Raw genomic sequence first — 13,491 nt, 5'->3', positions numbered from 1 at the left:
GTGCAACTGGCGGCTTTCCATTCTCGACTGTGGCGCGTAGCCCTGCCGGGAGGCCGCGCGCAATAACAGGACGGAACATGGATATTCGGGCTTTGGCGATGGGGCTGGCTTTTGCCCTGATGTGGTCTTCCGCCTTCACCTCGGCACGGATCATCGTGGCACATGCCCCGCCCTTGGGGATTTCGGCCATCCGGTTCCTGATCGCCGGGCTGGTGGCGGTCGCGATTGCCCGGTTTCTGGGGCAATCCTGGCGGCTGACGACAAGCCAGGCGCGCGCGACGGTGATCTTCGGGATCTGCCAGAATGCGCTCTATCTCGGCCTGTTCTTCGTCGCCATGCAGACCATCGAGGCCTCGATGGCTGCGATCATCGCCTCGACCATGCCCTTGCTGGTTGCGCTGGCCGGGCTGGCGATCTTTGGTGAGCGGGTACGGCCGCTCGGCATTGTCGGGCTGGCTGTCGGTTTTGCCGGGGTTGCGCTCATCATGGGAAGCCGTTTGCAGGGCGGCGGGGTCGATCCCTGGGGGGTCGCCTATTGCGTGATCGGGGTTCTGGCGCTGACCTTCGCGACCCTTGCGGTGCGGGGGGCCTCCTCGGGCGGAAATGTCTTGATGATCGTCGGCTTGCAGATGCTCGTGGGGGCGGCGGTCCTGGCGCCAGCTTCGCTGCTGCTGGAGGAATGGCGGATCGACTGGTCGCCGGAGTTTGTCCTCGCCTTCGCCTATACGGTGATCGTGCCCGGGCTGGTGGCGACGCTGACATGGTTCCTGCTGGTGCAGCGGATCGGGGCTGTGAAAGCCGCGACCTTCCACTTCCTCAACCCGTTCTTTGGTGTCGCCATCGCAGCACTGCTGCTCGGGGAGCGGCTGGGGCCATGGGATGTCGTCGGTGTCGGGGTGATCATGCTGGGTATCCTCGCGGTGCAGCTCTCGCGGCAGCCTGTAACAGATCCCACGCGGAAGTGAGTCCGCGCCAGTACCTCGTGTAATGACAGCCGGGGCGGCTTCGGCCATCTCTCGGACATGGAGTATTTGCTTGGATATGGCGCGGGGCTACTGACCCTCATCAACCCCTGCGTATTGCCGATCTTGCCGATCGTTCTGGCGACCGCATTGCAGGCGAGCCGCTGGGGGCCGGTCGCACTGGCGGCGGGCATGTCGCTGTCTTTTGTTGTGCTGGGGCTCGGAGTTGCCACGTTCGGCTACGCGATCGGGTTGACCGAGGACGTGATCGGGCAAGCGGCGGCGGTGCTGATGATCGGTTTCGGTTTCGTGCTGCTGGTGCCGCGTTTTTCGGCGAGCTTCGCCACGGCGACGGCCGGGGTTGCCGGTTCGGCTGACGCGCAATTCGATTCCATCGACCGTTCCGGCCTTCCGGGGCAGTTTCTTGGCGGCATATTGCTGGGCGCGGTCTGGAGCCCCTGCGTTGGCCCGACCCTTGGCGCCGCGATCTCGCTGGCCAGTCAGGGCGAGAGCCTCGCGCGGGCCGGACTGATCATGCTCACCTTCGCCGCCGGCGTGTCCACGGTCATCCTGGCGCTCGGATATGGCGCGCGTTCGGTCATTCAGAAGCGGCAGGCCTGGATGCGCGCCGTCGCGACACGCGGCCGACCTATCCTTGGCGGTGTCTTCGTCGCGGTCGGTTTGGCGCTGCTGTTCAACGTTCACCACATGGTCGAGGCCTGGGCGCTGGAGCATATGCCCATCTGGCTGCAGGACCTGTCCGTTTCCATCTGACAAACAGGAGTTTTTTCATGGACCGTCGTTCCTTTCTCGCCCTTGCCGGGGCTCTTGCAACCCTTCCCCTCGCCGGGCGCGCCATGGCCAGCGGGATGGCCTACAAGCCGGGTCTGGTGACCGAAAAGCTCAAGGCGGGCGAGACTGTTTTCCTTGATTTCAAGGCCAGCTGGTGCACGACCTGCGCCGCGCAGGAGCGCGCGATCAAGGCGCTGAAAGCTGAGAACCCGGCCTATGAACGGGCGATCACCTTCATCGACGTCGATTGGGACCAGCACGGCAAGTCCGACCTCGCCAAGTCGCTCAAGATCCCGCGCCGCTCGACGCTGGTCGTGCTGAAAGGCGACAAGGAGTTGGGCCGGATCGTGGCCGATACGTCGAAAGGCTCGATCAAGGGGCTGATGGATACCGCGCTGTCTGCCGCCGGTGCCTGACGGTCGTCGCGGCAGGGAAACCTGTCGCGTACCCTGCCCGATGCTGTAGACCTCGGCGCGCCAGCCCTCTAGGTTGGCGCAGTCAGCGGAGCGAGGCGAAATGAGCGAGACGGGCGAGAGCGGCTACCAGGTCCTGGCGCGGAAATACCGCCCCAATACATTTGCGGACGTGGTGGGCCAGGACGCGATGGTGCGGACGCTGAAGAATGCCTTCGCCGCCGATCGCATCGCGCAGGCCTTCATCATGACCGGCATTCGCGGCACGGGGAAAACCTCGACCGCGCGGATCATTGCCAAGGGGATGAACTGTATCGGCGCGGACGGTACTGGCGGGCCGACCACGGAGCCCTGCGGAAAGTGCGAGCATTGCGTTGCCATCGCCGAAGGGCGCCATGTCGACGTGCTCGAGATGGACGCGGCCTCCAACACCGGCATCGACGATATCCGTAGCCAGGTGCTGGAATCCGTGGCCTACGCGCCCTCTTCGGCGCGGTTCAAGGTCTATATCATCGACGAGGTCCACATGCTCTCCAAGAGCGCGTTCAATGCGCTGTTGAAGACGTTGGAGGAGCCGCCGGCGCATGTAAAATTCATCTTCGCCACCACCGAGATCCGCAAGGTGCCGGTCACCGTGCTCTCCCGCTGTCAGCGTTTCGATCTGCGCCGGATCGAGCCGGAGGAGATGATCGCCATGCTGCGCCGGATCGCCGACGCCGAAGGCGGTGAGATCTCCGACGAGGCGTTGGCCCTGCTGGTGCGCGCCTCGGAGGGATCGGCGCGGGACGCGACCTCGCTCCTCGATCAGGCGATGAGCCAGGGTGTCGGCGAGACCACGGCGGAGAACGTGCGCGCCATGCTCGGGCTGGCGGATCGCGGCCGGGTGCTGGATCTCTTCGAGATGGTGCTGAAAGGCGACGCGGCCGCCGCGCTGACGGAGCTTTCCGCGCAATATGCCGATGGTGCCGACCCGATGGCCGTGCTGCGCGACCTCGCGGAGGTCTGCCACTGGGTCTCGGTGATCAAGATAACGCCCGAAGCCGCCGAGGATCCGACCGTGCCGCCCGATGAGCGCGACCGGGGGCGGGAGATGGCGGAAGCGCTGGTCATGCCGGTGCTGACCCGGATGTGGCAGATGCTGCTGAAGGCGTTGGACGAGGTCAGCCAGGCGCCCAATGCGATGATGGCCGCCGAGATGGCGATTATCCGCCTGACCCATGTCTCTGAACTGCCGACGCCGGGCGATCTTGTCCGCCAGATGAAGAACGCCCCGCCGCCTGCGCCGGTCACACCGTCCGGGCCGGGGGGCGGAGGTGCGCAGGCGCCCGGCACGTCGCCGATGGGGCATTCCGCACCACAGCCTTCCGCCCCGATGGGCTCATCCGGTGGCCCGATGGCTGCGCTACAGACATCGCCGGAGACGGCGCTTCAGCATTATGCAAGTTTCGACCACGTGATCGAACTGATCGTCGCCCATCGCGATATCGCGCTTCAGATCGAAGTTGAGCGCAATCTGCGGCTCGTGAAATACGCCCCGGGCCTGATCGAGTTCGAACCGACCCCTGACGCCCCGCCTGATTTTCCTCAACGTCTTGGTGCTGCCCTGCAGCGATGGACCGGGAACCGCTGGGCGGTGATCGTTGTAAACGAAGGCGGCGCGCCAACCATCGACGAGGCCCGCAACGCCACCGCGCAGGCTCTGGAGGCGGAAGCGATGACGCATCCTCTGGTGCAAGCCGTTCTGGAGAGCTTCCCGCAAGCCCGCATCGCCGAGATCCGGACCCAGGCCGAGATCGCGGCCGAGGCGGCGGTCGAGGCGCTGCCGGAGGTCGAGGACGAGTGGGATCCCTTCGAGGAGACGTGAGGCGAGAATGCGGATCGCCTTCGGGATCTTTGCCCATAACGAGGCGCAGGACCTGCCACGCCTGCTCGATGACATCCGCGCACAGGATATCCTGTCCGATCGGGAGATCTTTTTCGAGCTGCACCTTTTGGCCAATGGCTGCACGGATGACACCGTGGAGATCGCCCGCGAGCATCCGCTCGCGGCGCAGCTTGGCGCTTGTTTTTTCATCCATGACCTCGCGGAGGGCGGAAAGAGCCGGACCTGGAACCGGTTCGTCCATGATTTCGCGCCCGAGTGCGATATCCTCGGCTTCCTCGATGCTGATATCCGCCTGCCCGACCCTGATCACCTTTCTGGCCTGACCCACGCCCTCGCTGCCCGTCCGGAGCTTCTGGCCTTTGTCAGCCGCCCCGTCGCCGATGCAGCGGGAGCCACAACCCCGGTTGCCCGGGCGATCCTGCGCGGCGGTGGCGGTTCCGACGATTGGCGCCGCGCGATCTGCGGGCAATGCTACCTGCTGTGGGCCGAGGCGGCGCTTGAAATCCACCTCCCGATCGGGCTGCCGGTCGAGGATGGGTTCCTCCGCGCGATGCTGCTGACCAATTGCATGGAGCGTCGCGAGAATCCAACGAAGATCGACGGCGATCCCTCCTGCGCGCATCTCTTCGAGCCGGAGCGCAGCCTGTCTGGTTTCCTGAAGCACCAGGAACGGATTGTCGTTGGAAGTGCCGTGAACTCGGCGCTCTTTGCCGCCCTGCGCGATATGCCTGCGGGCGAAAGATGTCGGGCATTGTCCGCGGCAGCGGCCGAGCCAGGCTGGATCTCCGCGCGTCTGCGCGAGCGACTGCCGGACAGGCGGTGTGGCTGGGTCCCCTGGCACTTCCTGTTCAAGCGTTCGGTCCGGATGATTGGCGCGGCCCGCTCTCCGCGCGCTTTGCTGGGGTTGCTGAGGCTTCCGGCCTATTTCTTGCTCGACCTTATCGTTTTCTTAAGGGCCCAGATGCGATTAGCGAAAGGGATCGGCACGGATTTCTGGTGACCTGATCTGATCGACGTGGCGCAGAACGCGCCGGAATGCTTCGAAGGTGAGCACGTGGAGCTGTTCTACTGCAAACTGCCCAGGGGGAATTTCGGGGATGACCTGAATCTCTGGCTCTGGGACGCGATCTTGCCCGGATGGCACGGGATGGGGCAAGCAGGCGACACGCTCTTCGGCGCCGGAACCCTTCTGAGCGAGGGCAATCTGCGGCAATTCCCCAGACCCATCGTCCTTGGAAGTGGAACGGGATACGGTGCTTCGCCCATAGCGGATACGCTGTCTCGATGTGATATCCGCGCTGTGCGCGGCCCGCTCACGGCGCGGCGCCTCGGCTTGCCCGAGACGATGCCGATGCTGGATCCGGCTGTCCTCTGTCCCGATTTCCTGGACTTGCCCGACCTGCCCAGTGCCACAAATCGGGTCATTTTCGTGCCTCATCATACGACGGCTGCGCTGTCCCTGAGATGGGCCCGGCTCTGCGATGCAGCCGGGATCGAATACGTGAGCCCCGAGGGCGACTCGCAGCAGGTCATCGCGCGCATCGCACGTGCCGACCTGGTGATTGCAGAGTCGATGCATGCCGCGATTCTGGCCGATGCCTTTCGTGTTCCCTGGAGTCCGGTCCAGCTGAGTGACGCCTTCAACCCGTTCAAATGGAATGACTGGGCGCAATCGCTGGAGATGGAGGCCACCGCGCCCGACCTGTTGAGGACGTATCGCTGGATTTTCCCGCGCGGGAAGGAACCATCGGTCCGGCCAGAGCCCGAAGCACCTGCCTCGCTCGCGATGCCGGCTCGCACGGGCGCTCGGCAAAGACTCAAGCGGTTGCTGGAACGCTTGCGACCGCTGGTCGAGCGCCAGATCCGTGAGGCCTTGCGGCAAGCTAAATCGCATCCGACGCATCTGTCCGAGACGACAGTCCTTGCGGCTCGAAAAGCGCAGTTGCGGGCGGAAATCGAGCGGGTGGGCCATGACTACCTTTGAAGCGCTCCGCCGCCCGGTCTGGTTTTTCACCGAGGAAAACGGGCGTTTGCCGCGTGGCGCACCCCTCCTTCTGCTGGCGACGATTTCGGCGGGGTGGTTTATGTTCCCCGGCCTGCAAGCGCTCTTCCGCGCTTGGCAGTTGCCGGAATACAGCCATGGTCCGCTCATCCCGGTCATCTCCTGTGCGCTCTTCCTGCGGCACCTGAAGCTCTGCCCAAACGGACCGGTGGAATCGGTGCGCGCCTGGCCCGGGCTTGCCATTCTGACGTTTTCCGTTCTGCTTGGTCTCGCCGGGCGCTTGGCACGGATCGACGAGATCGTCGCTTATGCGTTGATCTTCTGGTTCGGCGGAGCGCTCCTGATTGTCTGTGGCTGGCAGCGCGGACGGCGGTTCTGGCCCTCCATTCTGCATCTTGTCTTCATGCTGCCCTTGCCGGGCCTGCTCTACTACAAGCTCTCTGCCGCCCTTCAGCTTCTCTCCTCGGAAATCGGGGTCGCGATGCTGCGCGCGGGCGGGATCTCGGTTTTTCTCGATGGCAATGTAATTGATCTGGGGCATCTTCAGCTCCATGTGGCCGAGGCCTGTTCCGGCCTGCGGTACCTGTTCCCGATCCTCAGCTTCTCCTATGTCTTTGCGCTTCTGCACCGCGGCCCGGGCTGGCAACGGGTGGTCCTGCTGCTGTCGGCCGCGCCGATCACCATCGCCCTGAACGCGCTGCGAATTGCGATTGCTGGCGCCTTTGTACAGATGCGCGGTGCCGTTCCGGCCGAAGGCTTTCTGCATTTCTTCGAAGGTTGGATCATTTTCCTGGCTTCCGTGGTGTTGCTGTTCCTGCTCTCCACATTGCTGTCTCGGGTCGCCGGACCGCCGGTGCCATTCGGTTTGAGTGGTCACGATGCGGTGTCGCAACTGGCCCGGCTGCGCGATATCCGGGCAACCCGGAGCCTCGTCCTCGCGGCCATTCTGCCATTCGTCGCGGGCCTGTCTCTTGCCAGCATGCCTCAGTCCGGAGCGCAGGAGGTCGATCGGGTTTCCTTTGCCCTGTTTCCGACCAAGATCGGTGCTTGGGAGGCTGGGACACCGGAACGGTTTCCCTCCGAGATCGAACGGACGCTTGGTGCGGATGACTACCACAAGGTGGTTCTGAACCGACCGGGCACGCGGGCGCCGGTGCGGTTCTTCAGTGCCTGGTACGCGGATCAGTCCGCCGGCGGGGTCCATTCGCCCGAGATCTGTCTGCCGGGGGCGGGCTGGGAAATCGCGGCGTTGCGGCGGATCGACATTTCGGCTCGGGTGGGATCGTCGAAACCGTTTCGGGTCAATCGGGCGGTGGTCCAGAAGGGGAGCCGGCGCCAATTGGTCTTCTACTGGTTCGATCAGAAGGGGCGAAAGCTTGCATGGGACTATGCGGCCAAGGCTTGGTTGCTTCTGGATGGCGTTCGAACTGGACGAACCGATGGCGCTCTGGTCGAGTTGACGACGCCGATCCTGCCTGGGGAGACCGAGGCGGTCGCGGAGGAACGGCTGCTCGGTGTCATCGCGGGGCTGGTCCCTGTTCTGCCGCGTTTTCTGTCGGCCGCGGAGTAGAAGCGCGTCAGCGGACGTGTGCTGAACTTGCGCGGGTTCTTATGTCGCCGAGGCCTGGCGGCACTGCTTCCGGGCCATCGATGTCAGGGCAAAAGCGTCAGAATGGCCTCTCGGTGCCATGCACAGATCGCTCCGGCGACGAGCAAGCCGAAAGTGGTCATCCCGAGATCCTGAAGTGGGTCCCAGGCCTTGTAGCGACGTGCATAGGCCACGCGAAGCGGCGCGGCGAGCAGGCAGGCGAGGCCCGGTGCGAGGATTGCGCCCGCGACACCGAAATGGCGGATGCCGAGGACGAGTAGCCCGGTCTGCAGGGCGGCTGTCAGTAATTGAGAGACCAGAACCCGCCGGGAGTCGCCCATGGCGAGCAACATCGGTCCGGCCGTGGTCAGTGTGATCAGGGGGATCAGCGAGAGTGAAAACAGGGTGATCATCGGGCCGGCGGACCTGTAGCGAGGATCGTATAGCAGATCCACCAGCCAGGGACCGAGCGCAGCGAGCATCAGGGCGGCCGCGATCATTGCGGCGGCGAGACGGCGACGGGCGTGGAAGATACGGGCGCGATTGGCAGCGCTCTCGTTGATGGGCTGGAGGCGATAGAGCGGGAAGATCACCTTTGTCTGCAAGGAGGAGGCGAAATTGCGTGGCATCATCGCCATGAAGAAGCCGATATTGTAGATCCCGAGTTCCGCCATCGGGATATGAAGCCCGAGGATGGCACGATCACTCTGGGAGACAACGAAGCCGGCAGCCGTGCTCAGGAAGATGTACTTTCCGAAATGGAAGAGGCTTGCGAGCGCTTCTGTCTCGATCCGGAAACGGTTCTGCGCTTCCGGCAGCAGTCGCCAATGCGCCACAAGTCCGGCAAGGGCACGCAGATTTGCGGCGATGACCAGCGCCCAGACCGATTGTAGTAACCACGCAAGCAGGCAGGCGGTGATTATTTGAAGGGTGAAGGTCCCGAGGTTGATCGCGGTCAGCCGACCGAGTTGCAGGTGCCGGCCCGCGGAATGGACGGCGGTCGGTGTGAAACCGTGAAGAAAGAGGCTCAGCCCCATCCAGGGCAGCATTTCGGCCAGCACCGGCGCTTGATACAGGAGCGCCACCGGGCCGGCGATGAGGAAGGTGACTGCCCAGAGAAGTGCTCCGCGCAGGATCTGGATGCTCCAGGCGGTGTCGAGAAAGGCCGGGTCGTCGCCGCGTTTGTTCTGGACAATGGCGCTCTGGATGCCGGCATCGGAGAACATCTGAAGACCGGTCAGGAAGACCTGGACGATGGCCATGAGGCCAAAGGCTTCGGGGAAAAGGAGCCGTGTCAGGAGCAGGTTGGAGGCGAGCCGCAGGATCTGGTTTCCGCCGAAGTCAAGGGCTGTCCAGAGCGAGCCGCGCCGGGTGCGGGCGGCGATATCGGAACCGATAAGTTTTCGTGTGAGCCACTTCACGTCTGGGACCTTCTGGCGACGGGCTTTCATCTGCATGCGTCACGGCGAGCGGGCTGGCAAGACGGTCGGGGTTGTGGGTGGGCAGTGTCGATCCCGGGCAACAGGCGGGATCTGGCGTGCACGCTCCGACCGATGGTAGACAGGCGATCGACCGGGGTGGTCAGCGGAAAGGCAGGCAGAGCGATGCATATCCCCGATTTCTTCATCGTCGGCGCGGCGAAAGCCGGGACGACTTCGTTGACATCACAGCTAAAGGCCTGCCCGTCGCTCTTCATGACGGTGCCGAAAGAGCCGGAATTCTTTGCCCGGGATGACCGTTTCGCGCTCGGGCCGGACTGGTATTCCGCGCTTTTTGCCGAGGCGCGGCCGAGCCAGATCACGGGCGAAAGCTCGACGATCCATTCGCTTGTGCCGCATTTCCCCAACGCGGCGCGCCGGATTGCGGAGGCCGCGCCGGATGCGCGGATTATCTACATGCTGCGCCATCCGGTGGCGCGTAGCTATTCCATGTATCAGGAGGTCCTGAAACACTATCAGAATGACAGCCGCCGGGGGCGGGTCAATCGCAGCTTCGAGGAGTGTCTGTTTCCGGAGGATTTCCCGGACAGGGCTCCACGCGACGCGGTCTTCGCGCGCTACGATGCACATTTGCCGGACACGGCCGGGCTGTTCCTGGATGGAAGCGATTATACCCTTCAAGCAACCGAATACCTCTCGCATTTCCCGCGCGAGGCGATTCGCTTTATCCTGTTCGAGGACTATGTGACGGCTCGCTCGCGATATCTGGAAGAGGTGCTGGCCTTCCTTGGTCTTGATCCGGCGGAGGCACAGCGAGGTCTCGGCCACGAAGCGCGTAACACGTCCCGGGATCATTTCGAGAAAACGGCAGAGGACCAGCAGGTTCTTGATTTCAAATCTCAATACGTGCCGCAGTGGCTGAACACTGTTGTGCCGAGCCCATTGCGGGCGAGACTCCGCCGGGGGCTCTTGTCGATCAATCGCGCCCGCGGTGTGACACCGGAGTTGCCGTCCCCGATGCTTCCGGAAACCCGTGACTGGCTGACCCGCCATTTCGCGCCGCGCTACGCGGAGATCGAGCGGCTGACGGGCCTCGACCTCTCTTCCTGGCGGGAGATCGATGCGGCGTGGTGGCACGATCGGGGCATTGCGCCCTAGAGGCCGAGCATGCGGGACGCATCTTCGGTCGCCTGGAGGAAGCCGGCTTCGAGCAGGCCTGTTGGGGTCGGATCGCTTTGCATATCCGCAACCGTCAGGCTCATCTGCGGGTTGCGGGCAAACGCTGCCAGACGCAGCTCGGTCTCGTTATGGGAGAGGCGCCGCTCCGCCTGCCGCCGGCGTTCGCGGGCAAGAAAACCGCCGGAGAACTTGTAGTGCTGAAGCAGGGCGGTGAAATCCGCCATGTGCAGGCCGGTCGTGACATGGGGGTTGGGCAGGGGGGTGACCTCCGGTCCATCCCGGAACAGGACATGTTTGCTGAGGCAGCAATCCTCCGAAAACAACGTGCGGCGCAGGCCCCCGTACAGGAAGCGAAGATCCGGATCGGAAAGGCCGTTCTGGTGCAGGAGCGGATGCAGCGGGATTTCGGGATCGTGGTAGCGATAGGCGCTGAGATTGCCGAGGCTGAAACGCCGAAATGTCCTCAGGGCGCTTTCGAAAGGGAGCGCGTCGACCGTTTCCAGGGGACCGTCGGGGACCATTTCGAGCATTTGCGCGAGGAGACCAGTCATGCCGCGCGTCTCGAGGCGGCGGCATAGCTCTCGCAGGTCGAGGCGTGCCTCTCCCGGATATCGAAGGATCTCGTCGGCGTCGATGGCGAGCCGCCAGCCGCCAACAGCATATTCGCGTGCCATATGCATCCGCATATGCCTTTGAAAATCACGAAAATTCAGTTTGTTATGAAGAGTGATCACATCGCCGTAGCGCTGCATGACCTCTATGGAACCATCATCGGAGCCGTTGTCCAGATAGACCAGATAGCGCATCCCGAGGGCACGATAATGCTCCATGAAGACCGGGATGTAATAGGCAATGTTGCGTCCCATCAGCAGGCCACAGATCTCGTCTGATGCGAGCTCGAATCGCTTCGGCCCGCTGACATGCTGCGTCCTGATTCGAGTAACGAACCGTTTCCGGCGACCGTCGAAATATCTGCCGAGGCGTGTGTCTTTCATCTCCGATTTCACGGGCGACCCATTCGCGCCACACTCTCCCAATTTGCTCTGTTTCGCAAACAGGAAGCTGCGTGGAATAAATGCGGCGCTTCGGCGCCGAGCCTGACAGGGAGGGCGCGCTGGCCTTGCAATGCGCTACTGGCAAGGTTCGCACCGGCGTAAAACTCCGCGTCTTACAGGTCATCCAGGGTGTCTTTCGGGTGACCGGGTCGACGCGACGCGGGAATGCAACGGAATGGTTGGGGGGGGGCGGTCTCATCGAAACGCTTCAGTCATGCGGTGATCCGGCCACAAGTGTATCGTATTTAGGGGCGTTGCGATCTTCGAAGACCTTGAGAGATGCGGAAGGCCCGCTCAAGAGAAGCCGGATCGTTGCGGCGGGCCGATAGAAGCGCGGCAAGGTTGGTCGCGACGTTTTCGTTGCGGGGAAATCGGCTGTAGAGCGCTTCGTATAGGGCGAGCGCGGCGTCGATATCGCCGGCGGCTTCGAGTGCGTTTGCCTCGGTATGTTGAAGTTGCACAGGGGAGCGAGCCGTGATGGTCACATCAGCGATGGTCGCCCTGCCCTGTTCTCTGCGAGACAGACGGGCGAGGGTTTCGCCGACCTGGATTGCACGGGGCAGGTCGGACAAGGCGATATAGGTCATAACGAGCTCGAACAGGAGCGGAATGTCTTCGGGACTGTGCTCGAGAGACGTTGTGAGGGTTTCCTCTGCAAGCCGGAGACGGTTTTCCGAGATCAAGACCCGTGCGAGTCGAAGCGACTCCTCGGGGCCTGCACCGGACGCCTCCACAGCTGCCGCAAGCATCTGGCGCCGCAGATCGGGCCTGTGTTCCCGATCATGCACGACCGCCATCAGTGTCAGCAATTGCGGGTCGCGGGGGGCCTCCCTCAAGGCGCTACGCAGGGTTGCAACAGCTTCATCGAGTTGATTGGCGTCGATCTGCATAGCGCCGCGCATCTTCAGGGCTGTGATATGTCCAGAATCCTCCGCGAGTACCGAATCGACCAGCGACATGGCGCCGTTCCGATCGTCCGTTCGATGTTTCATTCGCGCCAGATCAACACGAATGGCTTCTCTGGCAATCTCCTCTGTTGGCGTATCTGCGCGGCTCTGAAGCAGGTTTTCAAGTTCGGCAATTGCCTGCGCCTGCGAGCCGCTCCTGAAGAGCATGCTGGCCCGCATGGCGCGATAGGTCGTGTCATGCGGGCCGCTTTTCATGACCAATGCGCCGAGTTCGTCCAAGGCCGCCGCGACGCCTATTCGGGTTTGAAGAAAGGCTACGAGACGAAGCTGTGAAGACCGATCATCGGGCGCAGCCGCCGCTGCAGACCGCAAGAAGGTCTCGGCCGCATCAGGTCGGCCCTGATGCAGGTGCCATCCGACCAATAAATCTGGCAACGTGATCTGCTCGGGAAAGCGCGCGACCAGGTCTTCGAGCTGTCGCGTTATGGCTTGATCGCGCCCAAGCTTCTGCAAGACGAGCAACCGGACCTGACGGAATTCAAGACTGTCGGGAAACTGTACAAGAGCATGGTCGAGCCTGTCCATGGCGTCCAGCCAGGCTTGCTGGCGGATGGTCGAATCTATGGCCAAGCGGTGCAGCGCGATCTGTCGTGGCAATCGGTTGAGGAGTGTATTGGCGTCGGTGGCGATGGCAGTCCTGGTCTTGATGTCCGAGGCCTGCAGGGCTTCGCGATAGGCAAGCGCCAGTTGTACTGCCTGCGTCCGATCCGTTTCGCCCCGAAACGCGGTTGTCTTGCTGGCATAATTCCGAGCCGCGGCCCAATCGCCTTGCTCCAGGGCAATTTCTGCCAGGGCCAGGTTTCCTGTGCCGTTCTCGGGATGCGCCCCGACCAACGCCAAGTAGTCTCGTGTTGCAAGGGCAATCTCGCCATCCGCCCTGCGCGTTTCGGCCAGTATCTGGCGTGCTTGTTCGTGACTCGGCACCAGCTGCAACGCGTTGCGCAGTTCGAGACTGGCGCGTGCTGTCTTGCCTTCCTTGAGAAGAACCAGCGCCGTTTCGACGAACCGGTCGGCGCGCGCCTCGGGGCTCTTGCAGCCGGTCAGAAGCAGCATTGCACAAATGGCGACAAGGGCAGTCGAAAGACGGATCACGAAATTGTCTCGCCTGATATGCACCGGAACGATTCTCGCTCGGCGTTTTTCACGAACAGGTGTCGGATTGGCGCCCGCTACCTTCCGGAACAGCATAGGATTGGATCCGTTCGAAA

The 13,491-nt window shown here is 63.2% G+C and carries 11 protein-coding genes; 8 read left to right on the top strand and 3 right to left on the bottom strand.

The window, feature by feature from the left end; translation table 11 throughout:
* The first annotated feature begins 77 nt into the window (after nucleotides 1-77).
* The 7 genes from R3X27_RS00690 (at nucleotide 78) to xrtD (ending at nucleotide 7,624) form a co-directional block, all read left to right on the top strand.
* Nucleotides 78-965, top strand: a complete 888-nt coding sequence (locus R3X27_RS00690; protein WP_317706886.1) for a DMT family transporter — start codon at nucleotides 78-80, stop codon at nucleotides 963-965.
* Between the two features lie 57 nt (nucleotides 966-1,022).
* The gene (locus R3X27_RS00685; RefSeq protein ID WP_317706885.1) at nucleotides 1,023-1,736 is read left to right on the top strand and encodes a cytochrome c biogenesis CcdA family protein; all 714 of its coding nucleotides are present in this window, start codon (nucleotides 1,023-1,025) and stop codon (nucleotides 1,734-1,736) included.
* Nucleotides 1,737-1,753: 17 nt separating this feature from the next.
* Nucleotides 1,754-2,170 carry a thioredoxin family protein gene (locus tag R3X27_RS00680; protein ID WP_317706884.1) on the top strand — a complete coding sequence of 139 codons (417 nt, stop codon included), beginning with the start codon at nucleotides 1,754-1,756 and terminating at the stop codon, nucleotides 2,168-2,170.
* 73 nt (nucleotides 2,171-2,243) lie between these two features.
* Entirely contained in the window at nucleotides 2,244-4,031 is a 1,788-nt protein-coding gene (locus tag R3X27_RS00675) for a DNA polymerase III subunit gamma/tau (protein ID WP_317706883.1), read from the top strand.
* A 7-nt stretch (nucleotides 4,032-4,038) separates the two neighbouring features.
* A complete protein-coding gene (locus tag R3X27_RS00670) occupies nucleotides 4,039-5,052 on the top strand; it encodes a glycosyltransferase (protein ID WP_317706882.1) in 1,014 nt (337 codons plus the stop codon).
* Nucleotides 5,053-5,106: 54 nt separating this feature from the next.
* The gene (locus tag R3X27_RS00665) at nucleotides 5,107-6,036 is read left to right on the top strand and encodes a polysaccharide pyruvyl transferase family protein (protein WP_317706881.1); all 930 of its coding nucleotides are present in this window, start codon (nucleotides 5,107-5,109) and stop codon (nucleotides 6,034-6,036) included.
* Nucleotides 6,023-7,624: a VPLPA-CTERM-specific exosortase XrtD gene (xrtD, locus tag R3X27_RS00660; RefSeq protein WP_317706880.1), complete on the top strand. Its 1,602-nt coding sequence runs from the start codon at nucleotides 6,023-6,025 to the stop codon at nucleotides 7,622-7,624. Before R3X27_RS00665 ends, xrtD begins: the two co-directional genes overlap by 14 nt.
* Before the next feature lie 83 nt (nucleotides 7,625-7,707).
* Here xrtD and R3X27_RS00655 read toward each other — a convergent pair whose 3' ends face one another.
* Nucleotides 7,708-9,063 carry an oligosaccharide flippase family protein gene (locus R3X27_RS00655; RefSeq protein ID WP_317706879.1) on the bottom strand — a complete coding sequence of 452 codons (1,356 nt, stop codon included), beginning with the start codon at nucleotides 9,061-9,063 and terminating at the stop codon, nucleotides 7,708-7,710.
* Nucleotides 9,064-9,246: 183 nt separating this feature from the next.
* Between R3X27_RS00655 and R3X27_RS00650 the strand changes: the two genes are divergently transcribed.
* Nucleotides 9,247-10,239, top strand: a complete 993-nt coding sequence (locus R3X27_RS00650; RefSeq protein WP_317706878.1) for a sulfotransferase domain-containing protein — start codon at nucleotides 9,247-9,249, stop codon at nucleotides 10,237-10,239.
* On the opposite strand, the gene R3X27_RS00645 is transcribed toward R3X27_RS00650, so the two are convergent.
* Together R3X27_RS00645 and R3X27_RS00640 are read right to left on the bottom strand one after the other, a co-directional pair.
* Nucleotides 10,236-11,126: a glycosyltransferase family 2 protein gene (locus R3X27_RS00645; protein WP_317706877.1), complete on the bottom strand. Its 891-nt coding sequence runs from the start codon at nucleotides 11,124-11,126 to the stop codon at nucleotides 10,236-10,238. The two genes, R3X27_RS00650 and R3X27_RS00645, sit on opposite strands and share 4 nt — an antisense overlap.
* Before the next feature lie 434 nt (nucleotides 11,127-11,560).
* Nucleotides 11,561-13,207 carry a tetratricopeptide repeat protein gene (locus tag R3X27_RS00640; protein ID WP_317707169.1) on the bottom strand — a complete coding sequence of 549 codons (1,647 nt, stop codon included), beginning with the start codon at nucleotides 13,205-13,207 and terminating at the stop codon, nucleotides 11,561-11,563.
* Nucleotides 13,208-13,491 lie beyond the last annotated feature (284 nt).

Source organism: Tropicimonas sp. TH_r6 (assembly GCF_033101155.1).
In the GTDB taxonomy this organism is placed as follows: domain Bacteria; phylum Pseudomonadota; class Alphaproteobacteria; order Rhodobacterales; family Rhodobacteraceae; genus Tropicimonas.
The sequence above is the reverse complement of the archived record's forward strand: the minus strand, read 5'-3'. Positions and strand labels throughout refer to the sequence as shown.

Excerpts from the sequence above, each read along its gene's own strand:
- R3X27_RS00690 (WP_317706886.1), top strand. The coding sequence starts at position 78 with ATGGATATTCGGGCTTTGGCGATGGGGCTGGCTTTTGCCCTGATGTGG.
- R3X27_RS00685 (WP_317706885.1), top strand. The coding sequence starts at position 1,023 with ATGGAGTATTTGCTTGGATATGGCGCGGGGCTACTGACCCTCATCAAC.
- R3X27_RS00680 (WP_317706884.1), top strand. The coding sequence starts at position 1,754 with ATGGACCGTCGTTCCTTTCTCGCCCTTGCCGGGGCTCTTGCAACCCTT.
- R3X27_RS00670 (WP_317706882.1), top strand. The coding sequence starts at position 4,039 with ATGCGGATCGCCTTCGGGATCTTTGCCCATAACGAGGCGCAGGACCTG.
- xrtD (WP_317706880.1), top strand. The coding sequence starts at position 6,023 with ATGACTACCTTTGAAGCGCTCCGCCGCCCGGTCTGGTTTTTCACCGAG.
- R3X27_RS00650 (WP_317706878.1), top strand. The coding sequence starts at position 9,247 with ATGCATATCCCCGATTTCTTCATCGTCGGCGCGGCGAAAGCCGGGACG.
- R3X27_RS00645 (WP_317706877.1), bottom strand. The coding sequence starts at position 11,126 with ATGGGACGCAACATTGCCTATTACATCCCGGTCTTCATGGAGCATTAT.